The sequence below is a fragment of the Formosa haliotis genome, assembly GCF_001685485.1.
Classification (GTDB): Bacteria; Bacteroidota; Bacteroidia; order Flavobacteriales; family Flavobacteriaceae; genus Formosa; species Formosa haliotis.
On sequence record NZ_BDEL01000001.1, the window covers coordinates 1,931,515 to 1,953,551 of the forward strand.

The window sequence follows — 22,037 nt, forward strand, 5'->3', positions numbered from 1 at the left end:
TATTTTTGATTTAACAAACCTACAATTCTTTTTATGCCAGAACACAAAATTGATGCAACCAAATGGGTAGATTCTTATTCTGACTACCTTTATAACTACACGATATCTCGAGTTAGTGATACCGAAATTGCTAAAGATTTGGTGCAAGACACATTTTTTGCTGGTTTAAAATCTATGAAAAATTTTAAAGGAGAAGCTAGCGAACGTACATGGCTAATTTCTATTTTAAAACGAAAAATAATAGATTATTACAGAAAAATAAATTCGAAAAAAGGTAAAGCCGAAGTTCGCATGTCTTACAATACAGATGGCGAAGACGAAGGCGAATGGCTAGAAGAGCGCGTAGAAGACAAAGCCTATAAAAACGCGGAAGACCTTATTGAAAACACAGAACTTAGCGAAGCTATTTACAATTGTTTAGATAAATTACCTAAAAAACAAGCCCAGGTTTTTAAAATGAAAACCATAGAAAATTACGACACCGATATTATTTGTAATGAACTAAATATTACACCGTCTAATTTATGGGTTATTATCCATAGAGCACGAACAGCCCTTTCAAGTTGCCTAGAAAAAAACTGGTATTAATTATGAGTAAATTATTTTTGTCTTGCGAGGAAGCCGCAGAAATTTGCGACCGCTCTCAGTACGAAGAGTCTACGACATGGGAACGTATAAAACTTAGATTGCACGTATTTTTTTGCGGATTTTGTAAAGAGCATGCTCAAAAAAATCACAAGTTAACCGACACCATTAAAAGCTCGAACATAGTGTGCTTAGATGCCAAATCTAAAGCCGAAATGAAGTCTTGTTTAGAAAAAGAATTAAAAAACCAGAAATTATAACCGTTTTAGGAGATATAATTATTCCCATCTGTGTTCTATTCACCAATCCTTCCTATTGCCTCCCTACTGCCTCCCTATATTCAAAACACTTTAAATTAATTTTCAGCAACAAACGCTAAAGCTTCTTCAAGCTGAGAGACATCAAAGTATTGTTCTTATTTTCCTTCCTTTAGTCTTTCAAAAAAGAAATTATCAATAGGTATTAATGCCTTTAAAATTTTTGAATGACCAACAATCGCTAGGTTTCCAAGATTTTTAAATTTCCGTATAAGAAAGATGATATCTTCAAAAAAGGCTTTAGCCTCTGTTTGCGATATTTTGTATTCGTCTATTTTCACTAAAACATTTACAGTTTTAAAGCCCGAATCTAATTTTTCATTAAAAAGTTTTTGTGCTAATTTTTCATCTGTTTCAGTAAAACTGTCAATAACATCAAATGCTAAAACATTAGAATCGAAAGTTTTTATTTGTTCAATCATTTTGTTAGGTATTAAGGTTATCACCTCTATAAAATCATCTTTAAATATACCGATTTTGAGGCCGTAAAAAAAGAAGTGTTTAGCAAAAAAGCCCTATAATTAATTGGGAGTTACAACACCGCTAATTCCATCAACAACCAAACAATAGGAATTCCTTCAACCCAAAAAGCCGTATAAATATCGCTTTGTTTTTCTCGAGAAAACAAAGTGAACAGTATAAGTAGAAACGCAATACATAGCGTTATTAGAATATGACTCCCCTTTAAATCGGGTTTAAAAAATTCTAAAAAGAAAAACACAAGTGCCAACAACACACCTACAATTTTGGATCGCTTTACACCTATTTTCTGCGGAATTGTACCCAGTTTTAAACTATCGTATTTTAAATCGCGAAGTTCGAAAGGTATCATAAGTGCTATAATAAAAATAAAGCGCTGAATAAAATTTAAAAATACGATATCGTTAAGCGTATAATGTTCATTAATTAGCGGCAATAACACTGTTACTCCTGCCCAAACCAAACCAATAACATATACTTTTAAACCACCAATACTTCTTAAATTATGGTTCTTATCTACAAAAAAACGTTTTGGTAAAAATGGAATGGCATACATAAATGTTATGGCTCCAAACCCAGCTATAACGAGCATGGTATTTCGCTCTAACTGCAAAGCAAAATAACACATAAACACGAAACATAGGAGCGAGAATAATTGAATGGCACGCAGCCAACTCGCCAAAGCACGACGATGAAATTTAGCTAAACCAAAATATTTCACAAAATTATATCCTGTTGCCGATGCAAAAAATATAAAATACAATACATTTTCATCGAAAGGTAATTCGAATTTTATTAAGGTAATCCAAGCCAAAGCAAATACCGATAATGCAACATGAATACTGGCATTTAGGTAAAATTTAAAAAGTTGTTTTAACATCATCATATGGTAAAAATAAATAAAGTTAAATTAACACAAACCTTTAACATAATTCTTTAATAATTCTTACCTAAAATACTAGTCAAATTCCGTACTTTTGCGCGGCAAATCACAATCATATTTCAATGAATACAAATGCTTTCTCATTGCGTCATATTGGTCCTAGAGAAGCGGACCAAGACCAAATGTTAAAAACAATTGGTGTAGACAGTTTAGATCAACTAATTTACGAGACTCTTCCTGATGGTATCCGCTTACAAAAGCCGCTTAATTTAGACGCGCCTATGACAGAGCATGAGTATTTAACTCATATTCACGAGTTATCGAAACAAAACCAAGTATTTAAAACCTATATTGGTTTAGGTTACCACCCAACCATTTTACCTGCGGTTATTCAACGTAATGTTTTAGAAAACCCGGGTTGGTATACTGCCTATACGCCTTACCAAGCAGAAATTGCTCAAGGTCGATTAGAAGCTTTATTAAACTTCCAGACCATGATTACAGATCTTACGGGTATGGAAATTGCAAACGCATCGCTTTTAGATGAAAGTACAGCTGCCGCAGAAGCTATGAGTTTGTTGTTTGCTGTTCGCGACAGAGCACAGAAAAAAGCGGGTGTAAATAAATTCTTTGTTTCTGAAGCTATTTTACCTCAAACTTTAGCCTTATTACAAAGCCGTTCTAATCCGATAGGTATAGAATTAGTTGTTGGAGATGAAACAACTTTCGATTTTTCTTCTGAATTTTTTGGAGCTATATTACAATATCCTGGAAAAGACGGATTAATTAGCGATATTAAAACCTTTATAGAAAACGCGAAAGCAGCCGACATTAAAGTAGCTGTTGCTGCAGATATTTTAAGTTTAGTAAAACTTGAAGCACCAGGAAAATTTGGTGCCGATGTGGTTATTGGTACCACTCAGCGTTTTGGTATTCCTATGGGATACGGCGGACCACATGCCGCTTATTTTGCGACTAAAGAAGCTTACAAACGTGACTTACCTGGACGTATCATTGGAGTAACCAAAGACGTAAATGGTAACCGTGCATTACGTATGGCATTACAAACTCGTGAGCAACATATTAAACGTGACAAAGCAACATCTAACATCTGTACTGCACAAGTATTATTAGCTGTAATGGCAGGAATGTATGCCGTATATCACGGTCCTAAAGGTTTAACCTTTATTGCAAATGCTATTCACGACAAAGCATCTGCCCTGTCTAATGCTTTAAAAAGCATGGGATTTAAACAAAACAACACCACCTTTTTCGATACCTTAAATATCGAAGCCGATGCCGAAAAAGTAAAAGCACTTGCAGAAGCTAAAGAAATTAATTTCTACTATCCAGATGCAGATACGGTTACTATTTCTATAAATGAAACAACTTCTATTGCAGATATCAATGCAATTATTGCTGTATTTGCTGAAGTTGTAAAAGCAGACCCTATTGCTTTAGAAACCATTTCTGAAGCCAATAATATAAACGAAAACTTACAACGTACAACAGACTTTTTAACCTCTGATGTATTTAACTCGCATCATTCTGAAACGGAATTAATGCGTTATATAAAAATGCTTGAACGTAAAGATTTATCATTAAATCACTCGATGATATCTTTAGGATCTTGTACAATGAAATTAAATGCTGCTTCAGAAATGTTACCATTAAGTTGGTCTAACTGGGGAAGCATTCACCCATTTGTTCCTGTAGAACAAGCCAAAGGGTACCAAACCGTATTAAAAGCTTTAGAAGATCAATTAACCGAAATCACAGGATTTGCTGCAACATCGTTACAGCCTAATTCTGGAGCTCAAGGAGAATATGCTGGCTTAATGGCTATTCGCGCATATCACGAGTCTCGTGGCGATCATCATAGAAACATTTGTTTAATTCCTTCTTCTGCACACGGAACAAATCCGGCAAGTGCAGTAATGGCAGGAATGAAAGTGGTCGTTACTAAATCGACTGCCGAAGGTAATATCGATGTAGATGATTTACGTGAAAAAGCAGAATTACACAAAGACGACCTATCTTGTTTAATGGTTACCTATCCTTCAACTCATGGAGTTTACGAATCGGCAATTAAAGAAATTACCCAACTTATTCATGATAATGGCGGACAAGTGTATATGGATGGTGCAAATATGAATGCACAAGTTGGATTAACAAATCCAGGAAACATTGGTGCAGATGTTTGCCATTTAAACTTACACAAAACATTTGCTATCCCTCATGGTGGTGGTGGACCAGGTGTAGGACCAATCTGTGTTGCCGAGCAATTAGTACCGTTCTTACCAGGAAACCCAGTTATAAAAACAGGAGGAGATCAAGCCATAAAAGCTATTTCTGCTGCTCCATTCGGATCGTCATTAGTATGTTTAATCTCTTATGGTTATATTAAAATGTTAGGTGAACAAGGCTTATTAGCATCTACAAAAACCGCTATTTTAAATGCCAACTACATTAAAAGTCGTTTACAAGGTCAGTTTGACACCTTATATTCTGGAGAATGTGGTCGTGCAGCTCACGAGATGATTGTAGATTGCAGACCTTTTAAAGCTAACGGTATAGAAGTTACAGACATTGCTAAACGCTTAATGGATTACGGATTCCACGCTCCAACAGTATCTTTTCCAGTTGCCGGTACTTTAATGATTGAACCGACAGAAAGTGAAAGTAAACAAGAAATGGACCGTTTCTGTGACGCTCTTATTTCTATTAAAAAAGAAATCGATAGTGCATCTAAAGACGAACCAAATAACGTACTTAAAAATGCACCACATACTCTAGAAATGCTTACAGCTAGTACTTGGGATTTCCCATACACTAGAGAAACTGCTGCTTTTCCGTTAGATTATGTTCGCGACAATAAATTTTGGCCAACAGTACGTCGTGTAGATGATGCTTTTGGAGATAGAAATTTAATATGTACTTGCGCCCCTATTGAAGCCTATATGGAAGCCTAAGTACCGGTTTGGACATCGTAAAATAATTCAAAATACAAATTGCCTTTCTAGTAATTGTAACTATCTTCATAAAGATAAAACATGCTATAAAGGCAATTTCTTTTTAATGAACATAAAAATCACAGGAACAGGAAGTTACATACCTTCAGTTGTTCAAAAAAACGATAATTTTCTTAATCATTATTTCCTTAATGATGATGGATCTGACTTTAAAAATGACAATACTGTCATAATTGAGAAATTTAAATCCATTACAGGAATTTCTGAACGTCGTTACGTCACCGAAGAGTTAACCTCTTCAGACATCGGATTTTTTGCTGCCCAAAAGGCCATTGCCGATGCCAACATAGATCCTGAGACTTTAGACTATATTATTTTTGCTCATAATTTTGGAGATATAGAAAACGGCAACATTCAAAGTGATATGCTGCCTGGTTTAGGTGCGCGAGTAAAACATTTACTACGTATAAAAAATCCAAAATGTGTGGCTTACGATTTACTTTTTGGCTGTCCTGGTTGGATTGAAGGCGTTATTCAAGCCCAAGCATTTATAAAAGCAGGTATTGCAAAACGCTGTTTAATTATTGGTTCTGAAACCTTATCTCGAGTAGTCGATAAACACGATCGCGATGCCATGATTTTTTCCGATGGTGCTGGTGCTTGTATTTTAGAGGCTACAGAAGAAGACGGAGGCATATTAGCCCACGAAACAGCAAGCTATACCTTTGACGAAGCCTATTACCTATCGTTTGGCAAATCTAATAATCAAGATTTAGACCCGAATACCAAGTACATTAAAATGGATGGCCGTAAAATTTACGAATTTGCCTTAACCCATGTTCCGGCTGCCATGAAAGCGTGTTTAGATCAAAGCGGCGTGGACATCAAGGACGTTAAAAAAATATTTATTCATCAGGCCAACGAGAAGATGGATGATGCCATTTTAAAGCGCTTCTATCGCTTATTTAAAACACCAATTCCAGAGTTTATTATGCCTATGAGCATAGGTAACTTAGGAAATAGCTCGGTTGCTACCGTACCTACACTTCTGGACTTGGTTAAGCACAATAAATTTGAAAATCATAGCCTTAACAAGGGCGATGTTATTATATTTGCAAGCGTTGGAGCAGGAATGCATATTAACGCCATAGTTTACAAATATTAAAAGTACCGCTTATGCGGAAATAGAATACCATGTACGAAAGTCATTTTCCGCATAAGCGCTATAAAAACACTATTGAATTCCTAGAGAAACACGTTCAAAAAGAGTCTCATATTTTAGATTTAGGTGTTGTAAATCCATTTACTAAAGTTATGGAAGAACATGGATTTTCAGTTAAAAACACATCTGGCGAAGATTTAGATATCGATACCTCAGCCTTAAAAAACTCGACTGCCGATGTGGTTACCGCTTTTGAAATATTTGAACACCTCCTTTCTCCTTTTACCGTTTTAAAAGACATCAAAGCCAATAAATTAGTAGCTAGTGTACCGCTTAAATTATGGTTTGCTGAAGCATACAGAAGTAAAACCGATATGCGCGACAGACATTACCACGAGTTTGAAGATTGGCAATTCGACTGGCTTTTAGAAAAAACGGGATGGCAAATTAAAGCGCGCCATAAATGGACCAACCCAACAAACAAAATCGGAATTCGTCCTATTTTAAGACGCTTTACACCGCGATATTATATCGTATATGCCGAACGGATTTAATTTTTAAATCAGCTTTTTATATTGAATTTTTATATCGTCATACCCGCGCATAACGAAGCCGATTCTATTGGCTTAACTTTGGAATCTTTAGCTAAACAAACGCTGTTACCAAAACGGGTGGTAGTTGTAAACGATCATTCTACTGACGAAACCCAAAGTATTGTTGAGTCTTTTATTTCTAAATACCATTGGATTTCCCAAGTCAACGTGGTGTCTTCAGACAAGCATTTACCAGGTTCTAAAATCATCAATGCGTTTTATAAAGGCTATGACACCTTAGATGATGATTACGATGTAATTTGTAAGTTTGATGCCGATTTAATCTTTCCTAATACTTATCTTGAAACGATTTCTCAACACTTTTCATCTAGCCCTACTTTAGGCATGGCTGCTGGTTTTTGTTATATCGAAAAAAATAACGACTGGATTTTAGAAGATTTAACAAACAAAGATCACATTCGTGGGGCCTTGAAGGCCTATAGAAAACAATGCTTCCTAGACATCGGAAAACTTAAACCTGCTATGGGCTGGGATACCATAGACGAGCTATTAGCTAAGTTTTATCACTGGAACATTCTTACAGACGACAATTTACATGTAAAACACCTAAAACCTACGGGAGCGAGCTACAATAAAAGCTCTAAATACATGCAAGGTGAAGCCATGTACAAAATGCGCTACGGGTTTACCATTACAGCCATTTCTGCATTTAAATTAGCGATGAAGAAAAAGAACCTGTCCCTTTTTAACGATTATATGTCGGGTTACTTTAAAGCCAAAAATAATAATGTGCAACCTTTGGTATCTCCAGAACAAGGCAATTTTATTAGAAAACTACGTTGGAAAGGCATGCTGAAAAAGTTTGGGATTTAGTTAGTGAGAAACAAGAGCCAAGAATCAAGAATCAAGACGTTAAAGAACAAATTTGAAAATGTATTGATTTGAAAATTTGAAGATTTGATTCCTCCTTTCCTCGGAATTACAAGACCTTAATTAGCTAGCATTATTTCAAGGTATCAAGATCTAAATTTAAACTTCAGATTAGCTCCAATTTATCTAACACGCTCATTTGAAATCAATCGTCATGCTGAACTTGTTTCAGCATCACATAATTAAACAATAAGGATAGTAAAGCTTTGACACAATTTGATTTGAAATCTGTTGTTTTGAAGATTTAAAGATAGTATTTCGATACACTGTAATTCCGTTGCTCTCTATTACAGCACTCAATTACCAGAGAATAATACAACAATGACATAATCTAGAAATGTAGCAATTTGAAATTCAAGAATCGAGAATCCAACCGTCATGCTGAACTTGTTTCAGCATCACACAACAAGCTAAGAAATTTTTCTATAATGAGAATCTGAAATGAGTTCAGATTGACGACAATTCAAAGCATAAAAAAACACCTCAACAAAACTTAAAGAGGTGCTTAATTATATATACTAAAATTCGTGTTATTTCAAACTTACTAAACTCGATTTTATCGTTTCAATTTTCGCTAAGGCGTCGGCTTCTTTTTTACGTTCGTTGGCAATGACTTGTTCTGGTGCTCCATTAACAAAACGCTCGTTAGACAATTTCTTTTGAACCGATTTTAAGAAACCTTCGGTGTAGTTTAACTCTTCGGTTAGCTTCTTAATTTCAGCTTCAACATCGATAGCGCCTTCCATAGGAATAAAATACTCGTTAGATTTTACTCGGAATGTTAAGGCGCCTTCAACTGCTTCAGACACGTAGTTGATAGCTTCTAAATTTCCTAGCTTCGCAATAACAGAATCAAAAGCTGTATTTACGTTTTCATTATTGATTACAGAAAATCCTATAGCATCTTTAAAAGCAATGTTCTTATCTTTTCTTACTGTTCTAATACCCGAAATAACTTCAGAAGCAAATTCAAACTGAGCAATTAAATCTGTATTTATGGGCTTCGCTTCTGGCCATTTTGCAACAATTAATGCTTCCTCTGGAGTACGTTCGGCAATATATTGCCAAATATCTTCGGTTAAAAACGGCATAAACGGGTGAAGAATTTTTAAATTATCTTCGAAACGAACCATTACACTATTGTACGTTTTAGCATCAATAGGTTGTTGGTATGCTGGTTTTACAATCTCTAACAACCATCCGCAGAAATCATCGTAAATCAACTTATAAATACTCATTAAAGCATCGCTTAATCTGTATTTACTAAAGTGATCTTCTATTTCTACTAAAGCAGCTTGAAATTTAGCTTCGTACCAATCTAACGCTATTTTGCTAGATTCTGGCTGCTCAATCGCATCGCTAACTTCCCATAAATTGGTTAAATTAAAGGCATTCCATATTTTGTTACCGAATCCTTTTCCTTGTTGGCAAAGGGCTTCATCGAACATTAAATCGTTTCCTGCAGCGGAACTTAAAAGCAAACCAACACGAACACCATCGGCACTATAATCGTCGATTAATTTTAAAGCATCTGGAGAATTCCCTAAAGATTTACTCATTTTTCGACGCTGCTTATCGCGAACTAATCCCGTTAAATACACATTGTTAAACGGTTTTTCGTCTTTGTATTCGTAACCCGCAATAATCATTCTAGCCACCCAGAAAAATAAAATATCTGGACCGGTTACTAAATCGTTGGTTGGGTAATAATATTTTATGTCTTCATTTTCTGGATTACGAATCCCATCAAAAACACTCATTGGCCATAACCAAGACGAGAACCATGTATCTAAAGCATCGGTATCTTGCGTAAGATCGCTAGTTGATAGTTGTTGGTTGTTAGTTTTTTGTTTAGCTAACTCTAAAGCTTCTTCAATAGTTTCTGCAACTACGAAATCTTCTTTCCGATCGCCGTAATAGAAAGCAGGGATTTGTTGTCCCCATAATAACTGACGCGAAATATTCCAGTCGCGAATATTTTCCATCCAGTGACGGTATGTGTTTTCGAATTTCTTAGGAAACAGTTTAATTTCGGCATCTTCACCTAAAACCGCTTCGATTGCCGGTTTTACTAAATCTTCCATTTTTAAGAACCATTGGTCACTTAAACGAGGTTCGATTACCGCTTTAGTACGCTCAGAAGTTCCGACTTTATTTGTATGGATTTCAGTTTTTACTAAAACACCCAAAGTTTCAAGTTCTTTTGCGACAGTTTTTCTAGCCTCAAAACGATCTTGACCTTCAAATTGCAATCCGAAGCTATTTAAAGTTGCATTCGCATTAAAAATATCAACAACTTCTAAATTATGCTTATCTCCTAAATTCTTATCATTTTCATCGTGTGCAGGCGTTACTTTTAAACATCCTGTACCAAATTCTAAATCGACATAGTCATCTTCTATAATAGGTACCACGCGATTACAAATTGGTACAATCGCCTTTTTCCCTTTTAAATGTGTAAAACGTTCATCGTTCGGGTTAATACAAATAGCGGTATCTCCAAAAATAGTTTCGGGACGTGTTGTCGCAATGGTTAAAGTATCGTCGCTTCCTTCAATTTTATAATTAATGTAGTATAGGTTTCCTTGACGTTCTTCATGAATCACTTCTTCATCAGACAAGGTAGTTTGTGCTTCAGGATCCCAATTAACCATACGGTAACCCCGATAGATTAAGCCTTTGTTAAATAAATCGACAAACACTTTTATAACGGCTTCAGACATGTCGTCGTCCATGGTAAACTTGGTTCTATCCCAATCGCAAGAACATCCTAATTTTTTAAGTTGCTCTAAAATAACCCCTCCATATTCGTGAGTCCAATCCCAAGCATGAGCTAAAAATTCATCGCGAGTCAGATCGTTTTTATCGATGCCTTGCTCTTTTAGTTTTGCAACCACCTTAGCTTCTGTAGCAATAGAGGCATGATCTGTCCCAGGAACCCAACATGCATTTTTACCCAACAACCGCGCACGACGCACTAATACATCTTGAATGGTATTATTAAGCATATGCCCCATATGTAATACACCAGTAACATTTGGCGGCGGAATTACAATAGTATAGGGTTCTCTGTCATCTGGTGTAGAATGAAAATAATTATGTTTCATCCAGTAATCGTACCATTTGCTCTCTACAGTATTTGCATCATATTTTGAAGGAATATCCATCTGCATAATTTTGAATCTTAATATTGCTTAAAATGAAAATAAACACGCAATTATTAGATTTTTAAACTAATAAAAAAGGTGTTTATTCCACTTTGGAATAGTTTTTGAATTAAAAAGGCAAAAGTACTTATATTTCTTTTGATGTAAAATTATATTGTGTATTTATGGCTTAACAAAACCTAATGTTATGTTAATAGAAGTCGTATTACATCTAAAAATTTTGCATAATGACTAAAAAGTATTTACGTTTACACCAAATTTAAAATCATAAATCATGAAACAGCTTATAACTATTTTATTTATCGGATTGATTAGTTTTTCTATTCAAGCACAGGAAAAAGTGGCAAAAATTGAATTTAAATCAGATACGATAGACTATGGTACAATTGAAAAAGGTGCCAATGGTGTTCGTGTATTTGAATTTACAAACACTGGTGATGCTCCTCTTATTGTTTCTAAAGTAACATCTAGTTGTGGTTGTACCGTGCCTAAAAAACCAGAGGCTCCAATTATGCCTGGAAAAACTGGTGAAATTCAAGTAAAATATGATACAAATCGCGTTATGCCAATTAGAAAAACAATAACTGTTATTTCTAACGCAGACACCCCTACAGTAGCTTTAAAAATTAAAGGAGAAGTTATTGACCCGAGTAAAGCAAAATAATTACAAGATTAATTATATTTAAAAAGCCTTTGAGACCTACTCAATGGCTTTTTTTTGTTTTAATTAGATTCTAAAGGCGCTTCTAATTTAAATTTAAAATTAGAGACAAATCCGTTTCTATCTATAGTAATATTCATACGTTCGCCTACATCTCCATAAAACAAATGCACAATTTCTTGTAGTTTATATTGGTGGGCTTTTCTATTATTCACGCTTAATATAACATCGCCTACTAAAAGTCCGGCACGTTCTGCTGGCGAGCCTGGTCTTAGTTCTACAATAACGAAAGCAGGCTTTAGAATAATTTGATACGATGGCTTTAAAGCTACATCTATGTTTATTTTATTCCGAGAAAAGCCATCAGAATTAACCTCATCTACATTCACTATCATATCGCCATGGTGCTCTAATTCTATTCCACTTTTATTATAACTAAAAGAATCCTTAAAAAACTTATTCTTTTTAAGCGTTAATCGCGCCTTATTATAATCGACAATACAGTTGAATCGTTTTAAAACACTACCTGAAACACTGCCGTTTCGCGTTTTAAACCGTTTGGCCAGTTTAATATCTGTAGAATCTGGATAGGCAACATTAACATTTTCAAGTATAAACGATTTTAAATGCAGCTCCTGAATTTTTGCGCGTTTTCCATAAACACTACCACTTAAACCATGACCTAAAAAATCGATAAAATAGTTTTCATGTTCATACAGTCCTTGCGATTCATCTTCGAAAACCCACAAAGCATCACTTCCGCCAGAATCTATTAATAATTTTACAGGCACTACATTATCGTGTACTTTTATGTCGGCATTTAAAAAAGGCTTATTATTATAAAATTCTAAATTAATAGTTTCGCATTTGTCGCAGGGTTTATAGGTATAAGTATTAGGATTATAAATTTTAATATATCGAGACGAATAGTTTATCTCGATAACAAAATCTTTAAACAAATCGTAGCCTATAATACCATGAATAGGTATGCCTAATTGCGGTGTAAAATTTAATGTGGCATCATGAATGGCATACATATCCTGACTTGGATTAATCGCATCTCCTATTTTAAAAATATTACCCTTAGACTTTAAAGCTTCAAACGAATCTCCTTCCCCTAGGCCTTGCAAAAAATATGCTTCTGTATTATTAATTTGAAGTGTATCTTTTTCGTTTAAAAAACTAAACACGATAGGTTTTGCCACACCCGTATCTAAAATAAACGATAATTCTACCCCATTAATTTCAACAGGAATAACAATTAAATTATTAATAAGTTGAAAACGCACTTTATCGAACTTCTTTCCTTCGGGAAGTTGAAATTTGGATTGCGAGAACATTAAATAACTTCCACAAAACAAAAAGAAAAGAAAATACAACAGCTTTTTCATTTATTCGTAAAATTCATCCTTATTAATTTACAAATTTTTATTTTACGATAAGATTATTAGATTTTTTTTAGATAAAATTTAAGAATATTTCTCAACTTTGTAGCTTAAATTTTTAAACTATGCCAAAAATATCTACCAAAGGACAAAACATGCCAGAATCTCCAATTCGTAAATTGGTTCCCTATTCTGAAAAAGCATTAAAAGCCGGTAAAAAGATTTTCCATTTAAACATAGGTCAGCCTGATATTAAAACTCCCGAAGTTGCTTTGGAAGCTGTTAAAAACATATCCCTAACAACTATAGAATATTCGCGTTCTGAAGGTTCTGAAGAATACAGAACTAAAATAGCAGCGTATTATCATAAAAATAACATTGAGGTAAATCACGACGATATCATTGTCACAACAGGAGGAAGTGAAGCTTTACTTTTTGCTTTTGGAAGCATCATGGATGTTGATGATGAAATTATTATACCAGAACCGTTTTATGCAAATTACAATGGTTTTTCTACGGCTTCGGGCGTAAATGTTGTGCCCGTAATTTCTAAAATTGACAACAATTTTGCCTTACCTCCAATTTCTGAATTCGAGAAATTAATTACGCCAAAAACAAAAGCTATTTTAATTTGTAATCCTGGAAACCCTACGGGATACTTATATTCTAAAGATGAAATTCTTCAGCTTGCGGCCTTGGTTAAAAAACACAATTTATTTTTAATTGCAGACGAGGTGTATAGAGAGTTTACTTACGATGGTGTAAAACATCATTCTATCATGGAAATTGAAGGTTTAGAAGACTATGCGATTATGGTAGATTCTGTTTCTAAACGATATAGTATGTGCGGAGCCAGAATTGGGTGTTTAGTTTCTAGAAATAAAGAGTTGATTAAAACCGCCATTAAGTTTGCTCAAGCCCGATTAAGTCCGCCAACTCTTGCACAAATAGCTAGCGAGGCTGCCTTAGACACACCACAAAGTTATTTTGACGAAGTAAAAACAGAATATGTAGAGCGCAGAAATACGCTAATTTCTGAATTACGAAAAATTGATGGTGTTAAAATAGGTGTCCCAAAAGGCGCTTTTTATTGTATCGTAGAACTTCCTGTAAAAAACACAGATGCTTTTGCTCAGTGGCTTTTAGAAGATTTCGATTTAAATGGAGAAACGGTTATGGTTGCCCCTGCCGCTGGATTTTACTCAACTCCTGGCGAGGGCTTAAATCAAATTAGAATTGCCTACGTCCTTAACAAAGAGAGTTTAATTAAAGCCGTACATATTTTAAAAGAGGCTTTAAAAGTTTACAAAGACTAGTGAACATACAACATAATATATCTTTAAAACCTTATAATACCTTCGGAATAGATGTTGCAGCAAAACATTTTGTTGCAATATCTACTCTAGAGGAATTAACAGCCGTTTTATCGCTTAAAGACTATCCGAACAAACTTATTTTAGGCGGAGGCAGTAATATGTTACTCACTAAAGATGTTGATGCTTTAGTAATTCATATTAACATAAAAGGGATTTCAATTATTTCTGAAACGGAAGATAGCGTTTTAGTAAAAGCCAATGCTGGGGAGATTTGGCACGATTTTGTATTGTGGACCTTAAACCAAGATTATGGTGGCTTAGAAAATTTATCGTTAATCCCTGGTAATGTGGGCACTTCGCCTATTCAAAATATTGGAGCTTATGGTGTAGAATTAAAAGATGTTTTTGAATCTTGTGAAGCTATTCATTTACAAACTTTAAAATTACACACCTTTAACAAAGCTGCTTGTAATTTTGGATATAGAAATTCCATTTTTAAACAAGAGGCCAAAGGGCAATATATTATTACATCGGTTACTTTTAAACTAAGTAAAACCAACCACGAATTACACACCAATTACGGGGCTATTACTACAGAACTAGAACACATGCAGGTTAGCAATCCTAGCATACAAGATATCTCTAAGGCTGTTATTAGTATTCGAAATAGTAAATTACCAAACCCAAAAGACATTGGAAATAGCGGAAGCTTTTTTAAAAACCCCGTTGTTTCAAAAGATTTATATCTTCATTTATTACATCAATTCCCAGATATACCAAGTTATCCAGTTTCAGAAACCGAAGTAAAAATCCCAGCAGGCTGGCTTATAGAAAAGGCCGGATTTAAAGGTAAACGATTAGGAGACTATGGAGTGCATAAAAACCAAGCCTTGGTTTTAGTCAATTATGGCGGAGCAAAAGGATCGGATATTCTTAAGTTATCTGAAATAATTCAACAGACTATTCAAAGAATTTTCAATATTAGTATCGAATCCGAGGTTAATATCTTATAATTAGCAATAATTTATATAACTTTGATTAATTACAACCTATTGTGATTATGCTAACTTAATGCTATTATTTTGATTGCACCTATTGAACAGGAGATTGTTGGATTATTAAAGCATGGCAACAAGAAAGCCATTGCTTTACTATATGAGCATTATGCAGATACGCTTTTAGGTGTCATTTCTAAAGTTATTACAGACGAAGATTTAGCGCAAGATGTACTTCAGGAAAGTTTTATTAAAGTTTGGAAGAAAGCAAAATCTTACGACCCAAGTAAAGCCAAACTATTCACATGGTTGTATCGCATTGCATACAATACCGCTATAGACAAAGTAAGATCGGTATCGAATAAAGATAACAAGGAAGTCCAAATTGATGTTTCAAACGTATATCAATTAACGGCCGATGGTGTAAATCAAGATGTCATGGACATTAAAAAACACCTAAAGTCTATAGACCTCAAGTACCAAATAGTACTTAATGCTCTCTTTTTTGAAGGCATGACGCAGCAAGAGGCCAGCGATGAATTGGACATTCCGTTAGGCACTATAAAATCGAGATTAAAAATAGGACTTCGTGAATTGAAAAAAATTTACGATCCAGAATAAATTACAGTCATGAATGAAAAAATACATAAATTTTTAAATTCTGGTCTTCTAGAAAACTATCTAATAGGAGCTACTACTGCGAAAGAAACAGAATTAGTTGAAACTTACATCTCTAAATTTCCAGAGGTTGAAAATGCATACAATCAACTGCAACATAATTTAGAAATAGTATCAAAATATCATGCAGTAGAAGCACCTTCTTCTGTTTTAGATAAGATATTACACACTATAGATAACGACACTCCTGTAATTCAATTACAACCTGAATTGGAAACCAAACAAAAGCCGTGGTTTAAATATTATTCCATTGCTGCCAGTGTTGTTGCTATACTTTTTGCCTGTGCTTCATTTATCTTTTTTAGTCAAAATGTAGAACTGAAAAAAGAAAACCAAATAGTGGTTGAAGAAATTTTCGATTTGAGAAGTGATATAGAAATGAACAACAAAAAACTGGACAATGTTATGGCCCAGTTTAAGCAACTCAATAATCCTGAAACACAGAAATACATTATTAAAGGAAATAATCGCGCTAAAAATTTAAAAACCGTAGCTTACATTAACCCTAAAGACAAAACATCTATGATTGATGTGGTATCGCTACCAGACTTACCACAAGAACAGTGTTACCAAATTTGGGCAGAACTTAATGGTAAGATGGTTAACCTAGGTATTTTAGACGAAACCGACAGACAATTAAAATCGATTCCATATACCGAAAATGCGTTAGGACTTAACATAACTATTGAACCAAAAGGCGGAAATACGAACGCATCTTTAGAAAATTCTGTAGCAGAAATTGAGTTAAACAGCAGAGAATAAAACAAAATAAATCTACACAACTTAAGCCTCACTTTTACAAAAAAGTGAGGCTTACTTGTTTTACTCTTATTCTAAAAAGTAGTACCTTTGCACTTAGATATAATAGATTGTTTTAGTAATACATCTATTCATTTTAAATATTTGGTTATGAAATTATTTCTTATAACATTAGTTTTATTAGGGTTAGGATTCGCAGGGATTGCTATTAAGATTTGGGCTAAAAAAGATGGTAAGTTTGCAGGAACTTGTGCTAGCCAAAATCCGGCACTTAACCAATCTGGAGAATCTTGTGGCTTTTGCGGTAAATCACCAGACGAATTTAAAGACTGTAGCGAACCTCAACACTCTTAAAAACATACATGATTGCACTCGACATTATTTTCTACATTTTTGTAGCAATTGTCTTTATACAGTTATTTTATTATTTAATTTTTCTTAGAACTTTCGCATTTCTTGCACAACAAAAACCACAACCCAAAGACCTTCCTGTCTCTGTTATTGTGTGTGCCAAAAATGAAGAAGAAAATTTAAAATTATTCTTACCCTCGCTATTAAATCAAGATTATCCCAATTTTGAAGTCGTTTTAATTAACGATGCTTCAAGAGACGAAACTTTAGCCGTTTTCGAACACTTTTCTGAGCAATATAACAACATAAAAATTGTTGATGTAAAAAACACAGAAGCCTTTTGGGCAAACAAAAAATATGCCCTTACACTTGGTATAAAAGCTTCTAAATACAATCATTTACTTTTTACTGATGCCGATTGCAAACCTGTTTCCTCACAATGGATTTCGGAAATGACCTCGGCTTTCGATAATCAAAAATCGATTGTATTGGGATATGGAGCTTATGCTAAAATTAAAAACTCGTTACTCAATAAAATCATCCGATTTGAAACCGTATTAACCGCTTCTCAATACTTTTCTTATGCTAAATTAGGCATGCCGTACATGGGTGTAGGTAGAAATTTAGCCTATACTAAATCTTTGTTTTTCGAGGCTAACGGCTTTATAAATCATATGAATGTTCGCTCGGGTGACGACGATTTGTTTGTAAACCAAATGGCCACGAGTAAAAACACTGCGCTCTGTTTTACAACCGAAAGCTTTACAGAATCGGTTCCGAAGAAAACATTAACGGCGTGGATAAATCAAAAACGCAGACACATCTCTACCGTTAGTCATTATAAAAAAAGCCATAAGTTTTTACTAGGCCTATTTTACAGTACTCAACTCTTATTTTGGGTTCTAGCCATTGTTTTACTTTCACTTTTATTTCAGTGGGAAATTGTAGTAGGCTTAATTGGTTTACGTATTCTCGTGCAATGGTTAATTATGGGAAAAACTGCGAAAAAGCTAGACGAACCGGATTTAGTATTCTTTATCCCTTTCTTAGAATTTTTCCTTATTCTCCTACAATTAACTATATTTATATCTAATAAGATATCAAAACCCCATACTTGGAAATAGAAAAAGCCATAAGCAAAGCTAAAGAAAACGATCAGAAAGCCTTTAATTTTCTACTACATACCTATTGGGATGATGTCTATGGTTTTCAGTTAAAACGTATAGGAAACGAGAATGATGCCGAAGATATTACCATTCAGACCTTCTCTAAAGCATTCGACAAGATCGACACCTATAACGACGATTATGTATTTAAAACGTGGCTTATAGCCATTTCAAAAAATCTGCATATAGATTTACTTCGGAAAGAAAAAAGTTCTATTTCTAGACAAATCACCAACGAAGATGAAAATACTATTAATCAAGTTTTAGACGAAACTCCTTCGGCTGAAGACAAGATTATTACCGATCAAAATCTAGCAAAACTCCTCAGAGACATTAAAAAATTGAAGCCGCACTACCAAGAAGTGATTAATCTTCGGTATTTTCAAGAACTGACTTATAAAGAAATCTCTAACGAGCTTAAGGAACCCATAAATAATGTTAAGGTTAAACTATTACGTGCTAAAAAACTACTAGCCGAGATTATCCAAAATGCATGATTTTTTAAAACGGCTAGGCCCAGGATTATTATTCGCCGGTGCTGCTATTGGCGTTTCTCATTTAGTTCAATCTACTCGAGCCGGAGCCGACTTTGGTTTAGGCTTTATTTGGGCCTTGCTATGTGTACACCTCTTTAAATATCCTTTTTTTCAGATTGGACCAAGATATGCAGCAGCTACAGGAGAAAGTCTTTTGGACGGTTATAAAAAACTTGGCAAAGGTGTATTACTTGTTTATTTCATTATTACTTGTGCCACTATGTTTACCATACAAACGGCGGTAACCATTGTAACGGCAGGAATAGCTTCGGCACTATTTGGAGGTACTCTTGGCATTAAACATTGGACCATTATAATTCTGGTGGTGTGCTTTTTAATTCTGATTATCGGGAAGTACAAGGTCTTAGATAAACTGATGAAAATTATTATAGTTACGCTAAGTATTAGCACCCTAATTGCGGTTTACTTTGCCTTCTCGTCTGCGAATCTGACCTTAAATTTTCAACAAGTACTTCCTAAAAACAGTATAGAAATCGGGTTTCTAATTGCGTTTATGGGATGGATGCCAGCGCCTTTAGACATTTCTATTTGGCATTCCCTTTGGACCATAGAAAAGAAGAAAAGCAATTCTGAGATTACACCAAAATCGGCGTTATTCGATTTTAATCTTGGCTTCTTTACCACCATAATTTTAGGACTCGCATTTATGGCCTTGGGGTATCTCGTTATGTTTCCTTCGGGAGAAACATTTAGTGATTCTGCCACTGTATTTGCAAATCAGCTAATAGCCATGTACACTAAAAGTCTAGGGAGTTGGGCCTATTTAATTATAGGAATTGCCGCTTTAACAACCATGTTTAGTACTACATTAACCACTCTAGATGCCTCTCCTCGTGCTATGAACCGCTGTACCCAATTATTATTTCAAAACAATACTAAAAACTATGTATGGCTTTGGACCTTATTTTTATGCCTTGGCACCATATTTATTTTTTACTTCCTAGCTTCAGAAATGGCATTATTAATTAAAATTGCAACTATTATTTCATTCTTAACTGCACCTTTTTACGCCATTACAAATTATATTTTAATATCTAGTAAACACACACCTAAAGCGTGGCAACTGTCTAAACCGTTGCACATACTCTGTTGGCTAGGTATCATCTTCCTAATTGGATTTAGCATTTGGTATCTAACGGCTTTATAACATATTTTTTAGATTATACTTCGTATCTTTGCATTTCGAAAAGAGGAAAAATTTATGAATTCAGAAACAGCTTCAAATATTCTACCTGATCGCTTACCAAAACCTAAATGGTTACGAGTAAAATTACCAACAGGTAAAAAATATACCGAATTAAGAACTTTAGTAGACAAGTACAGTTTAAATACTATTTGTACTTCTGGAAGTTGCCCAAATATGGGAGAATGTTGGGGAGAAGGCACAGCAACGTTTATGATTTTAGGAAATGTTTGTACACGTTCTTGTGGATTCTGTGGTGTAAAAACTGGTAGGCCAGAAACCGTAGACTGGGATGAACCAGAAAAAGTTGCCCGTTCTATAAAATTAATGAAAATTAATCATGCTGTTTTAACAAGTGTAGACCGCGATGATTTAAAAGATATGGGAAGTATTATGTGGGCAGAAACCGTTAAAGCGGTGAGACGTATGAACCCGAATACAACACTTGAAACCCTAATTCCGGATTTTCAAGGTATCGAACAACATATAGACCGTATTATAGATGTGGCTCCAGAAGTGGTATCTCACAATATAGAAACAGTAAGACGTTTAACTCGAGAAGTTCGTATTCAAGCCAAATACGACCGTAGTTTAGGAACATTAAAATACTTAAAATCTCAAGGACAACGTAGAACTAAATCTGGTATTATGTTAGGCCTTGGAGAAACGCGCGAAGAGGTTATAGAAACACTTCACGATTTAAAAGATAATGATGTAGACGTGGTTACCATTGGTCAATACTTACAACCAAGTAAAAAACATTTACCGGTTAAGCAATTTATTACGCCAGATCAGTTTGCTGAATACGAAAAAATTGGATTAGAACTAGGATTTAGACACGTAGAAAGTAGCTCTCTTGTTCGTTCTTCATACAAAGCACAGAAACATATTAATTAATGATTAATGTTGCCATAAATGGATTTGGACGTATTGGACGTCGTGTTTTCCGTTTGCTCCAATCCAATCCCAACATTAACGTTGTTGCTATAAATGATTTAGCAGATGCTTACACCCTAAGTCATCTGCTAAAATACGATAGCATTCACGGTGTATTACCTGCCTCCGTAACGCACAAAGGACAACACATTATTGTTAACGATGTATCTGTGCCGTTATTAAATGAAAAGCATCCAAAAGACATTAATTGGCGTCCATACCAAGTAGATTATGTGATAGAATCTACAGGAAAATTTAAAACTAGAGAGGCTTTACAACATCATATTACAAATGGTGCTAAACGTGTTATTTTAAGCGTTCCTGCACATGAAGATGATATAAAAACTATAGTGCTTGGTGTGAATGACAATTTAATAGATGGCACCGAGACAATCATTTCTAACGCCTCATGTACCACTAATAATGCTGCTCCAATGATGTCGATTATAAACGATCATTTTGGCATAGAACAAGCATATATTACAACCATTCACTCCTACACTACCGATCAAAGTTTACACGATCAGCCCCATCGGGATTTACGCCGAGCACGTGCTGCTGGTCAATCTATAGTGCCTACAACAACGGGAGCAGCCAAAGCATTAACTAAAATATTCCCAGAACTTTCTGAAGTTATTGGAGGGTGTGGTATTCGTGTCCCGGTTCCAAATGGTTCGCTAACAGATATTACCTTCAATATAAAAAAAACGGCAACTATAGAAGATGTTAATAATGCTTTTAAACAAGCTTCGTTATCTCGATTTAAAAACATCTTAGAATATACCGCAGACCCCATCGTTTCTATAGATATTGTTGGTAATCCTCATTCTTGTATTTTCGACTCGCAAATGACTTCTGTTATAGGAAATATGGTGAAAATTATAGGTTGGTACGATAATGAAACAGGATATTCGAGTAGAATCATAGATTTAATATGCAAGTTATCGGAAAAATAGTTACTTTTAACGGGTAAAATTAATTTACACGTAAAGCTGACGTT

Annotated in this window: 21 protein-coding genes; 17 read left to right on the forward strand and 4 right to left on the reverse strand. The window is 34.7% G+C overall.

The window, feature by feature from the left end; all coding sequences use genetic code 11:
• Positions 1 to 33: 33 nt before the first annotated feature.
• On the forward strand, positions 34 to 588 hold the full coding sequence (locus A9D35_RS07800; protein ID WP_066221258.1) for a sigma-70 family RNA polymerase sigma factor: 555 nt from the start codon (positions 34 to 36) through the stop codon (positions 586 to 588).
• Positions 589 to 590: 2 nt separating this feature from the next.
• Complete coding sequence (locus tag A9D35_RS07805; protein ID WP_066221260.1) at positions 591 to 845, forward strand: hypothetical protein; 255 nt, start codon at positions 591 to 593, stop codon at positions 843 to 845.
• A gap of 155 nt (positions 846 to 1,000) precedes the next feature.
• Here the strand turns inward: A9D35_RS07805 and A9D35_RS07810 are convergent, their stop codons facing one another.
• A complete protein-coding gene (locus A9D35_RS07810) occupies positions 1,001 to 1,324 on the reverse strand; it encodes an STAS/SEC14 domain-containing protein (RefSeq protein ID WP_066221263.1) in 324 nt (107 codons plus the stop codon).
• A gap of 110 nt (positions 1,325 to 1,434) precedes the next feature.
• Positions 1,435 to 2,268 carry a UbiA prenyltransferase family protein gene (locus A9D35_RS07815; RefSeq protein ID WP_066221264.1) on the reverse strand — a complete coding sequence of 278 codons (834 nt, stop codon included), beginning with the start codon at positions 2,266 to 2,268 and terminating at the stop codon, positions 1,435 to 1,437.
• 119 nt (positions 2,269 to 2,387) lie between these two features.
• On the opposite strand from A9D35_RS07815, the gene gcvP reads away from it, so the two are divergent.
• From gcvP to A9D35_RS07835, 4 genes are all read left to right on the forward strand, one after another.
• Entirely contained in the window at positions 2,388 to 5,237 is a 2,850-nt protein-coding gene (gene gcvP / locus A9D35_RS07820) for an aminomethyl-transferring glycine dehydrogenase (protein WP_066221267.1), read from the forward strand.
• A gap of 106 nt (positions 5,238 to 5,343) precedes the next feature.
• A complete protein-coding gene (locus tag A9D35_RS07825) occupies positions 5,344 to 6,402 on the forward strand; it encodes a 3-oxoacyl-ACP synthase III family protein (protein WP_066221271.1) in 1,059 nt (352 codons plus the stop codon).
• Positions 6,403 to 6,431: 29 nt separating this feature from the next.
• Positions 6,432 to 6,953, forward strand: coding sequence for a class I SAM-dependent methyltransferase (locus A9D35_RS07830; protein WP_066221273.1), 522 nt, complete (start codon positions 6,432 to 6,434; stop codon positions 6,951 to 6,953).
• Between the two features lie 21 nt (positions 6,954 to 6,974).
• Positions 6,975 to 7,826: a glycosyltransferase family 2 protein gene (locus A9D35_RS07835; RefSeq protein WP_066221275.1), complete on the forward strand. Its 852-nt coding sequence runs from the start codon at positions 6,975 to 6,977 to the stop codon at positions 7,824 to 7,826.
• Positions 7,827 to 8,413: 587 nt separating this feature from the next.
• On the opposite strand, the gene A9D35_RS07840 is transcribed toward A9D35_RS07835, so the two are convergent.
• The gene (locus A9D35_RS07840) at positions 8,414 to 11,050 is read right to left on the reverse strand and encodes a valine--tRNA ligase (RefSeq protein WP_066221278.1); all 2,637 of its coding nucleotides are present in this window, start codon (positions 11,048 to 11,050) and stop codon (positions 8,414 to 8,416) included.
• A gap of 274 nt (positions 11,051 to 11,324) precedes the next feature.
• Here A9D35_RS07840 and A9D35_RS07845 point away from each other — a divergent pair, with 274 nt between their 5' ends.
• Positions 11,325 to 11,714, forward strand: coding sequence for a DUF1573 domain-containing protein (locus A9D35_RS07845; RefSeq protein ID WP_066221281.1), 390 nt, complete (start codon positions 11,325 to 11,327; stop codon positions 11,712 to 11,714).
• Between the two features lie 59 nt (positions 11,715 to 11,773).
• On the opposite strand, the gene A9D35_RS07850 is transcribed toward A9D35_RS07845, so the two are convergent.
• Positions 11,774 to 13,102, reverse strand: a complete 1,329-nt coding sequence (locus A9D35_RS07850; protein ID WP_066221284.1) for a PDZ domain-containing protein — start codon at positions 13,100 to 13,102, stop codon at positions 11,774 to 11,776.
• Between the two features lie 119 nt (positions 13,103 to 13,221).
• Here A9D35_RS07850 and A9D35_RS07855 point away from each other — a divergent pair, with 119 nt between their 5' ends.
• The 10 genes from A9D35_RS07855 to gap all read left to right on the forward strand — a co-directional run bounded on the left by A9D35_RS07855 (position 13,222) and on the right by gap (position 21,993).
• A complete protein-coding gene (locus tag A9D35_RS07855) occupies positions 13,222 to 14,412 on the forward strand; it encodes a pyridoxal phosphate-dependent aminotransferase (RefSeq protein WP_066221287.1) in 1,191 nt (396 codons plus the stop codon).
• Positions 14,412 to 15,425, forward strand: a complete 1,014-nt coding sequence (murB, locus tag A9D35_RS07860; RefSeq protein ID WP_066221290.1) for a UDP-N-acetylmuramate dehydrogenase — start codon at positions 14,412 to 14,414, stop codon at positions 15,423 to 15,425. The genes A9D35_RS07855 and murB overlap by 1 nt, the downstream gene beginning before the upstream one ends.
• A gap of 69 nt (positions 15,426 to 15,494) precedes the next feature.
• Entirely contained in the window at positions 15,495 to 16,028 is a 534-nt protein-coding gene (locus tag A9D35_RS07865; RefSeq protein WP_066221293.1) for an RNA polymerase sigma factor, read from the forward strand.
• Positions 16,029 to 16,037: 9 nt separating this feature from the next.
• Positions 16,038 to 16,847 carry an anti-sigma factor gene (locus tag A9D35_RS07870; RefSeq protein ID WP_066221296.1) on the forward strand — a complete coding sequence of 270 codons (810 nt, stop codon included), beginning with the start codon at positions 16,038 to 16,040 and terminating at the stop codon, positions 16,845 to 16,847.
• Between the two features lie 147 nt (positions 16,848 to 16,994).
• Positions 16,995 to 17,198 (forward strand): membrane or secreted protein, encoded by a 204-nt coding sequence (locus A9D35_RS07875; RefSeq protein ID WP_066221299.1) that lies wholly within the window; start codon positions 16,995 to 16,997, stop codon positions 17,196 to 17,198.
• Positions 17,199 to 17,206: 8 nt separating this feature from the next.
• A complete protein-coding gene (locus A9D35_RS07880; RefSeq protein ID WP_066221303.1) occupies positions 17,207 to 18,319 on the forward strand; it encodes a glycosyltransferase in 1,113 nt (370 codons plus the stop codon).
• Positions 18,310 to 18,858 (forward strand): RNA polymerase sigma factor, encoded by a 549-nt coding sequence (locus A9D35_RS07885; protein ID WP_066221306.1) that lies wholly within the window; start codon positions 18,310 to 18,312, stop codon positions 18,856 to 18,858. Before A9D35_RS07880 ends, A9D35_RS07885 begins: the two co-directional genes overlap by 10 nt.
• On the forward strand, positions 18,851 to 20,065 hold the full coding sequence (locus A9D35_RS07890; RefSeq protein WP_066221309.1) for an Nramp family divalent metal transporter: 1,215 nt from the start codon (positions 18,851 to 18,853) through the stop codon (positions 20,063 to 20,065). Before A9D35_RS07885 ends, A9D35_RS07890 begins: the two co-directional genes overlap by 8 nt.
• A gap of 54 nt (positions 20,066 to 20,119) precedes the next feature.
• The gene (gene lipA, locus A9D35_RS07895; RefSeq protein WP_066221311.1) at positions 20,120 to 20,998 is read left to right on the forward strand and encodes a lipoyl synthase; all 879 of its coding nucleotides are present in this window, start codon (positions 20,120 to 20,122) and stop codon (positions 20,996 to 20,998) included.
• Complete coding sequence (gene gap, locus A9D35_RS07900; RefSeq protein WP_066221313.1) at positions 20,998 to 21,993, forward strand: type I glyceraldehyde-3-phosphate dehydrogenase; 996 nt, start codon at positions 20,998 to 21,000, stop codon at positions 21,991 to 21,993. Before lipA ends, gap begins: the two co-directional genes overlap by 1 nt.
• Positions 21,994 to 22,037 lie beyond the last annotated feature (44 nt).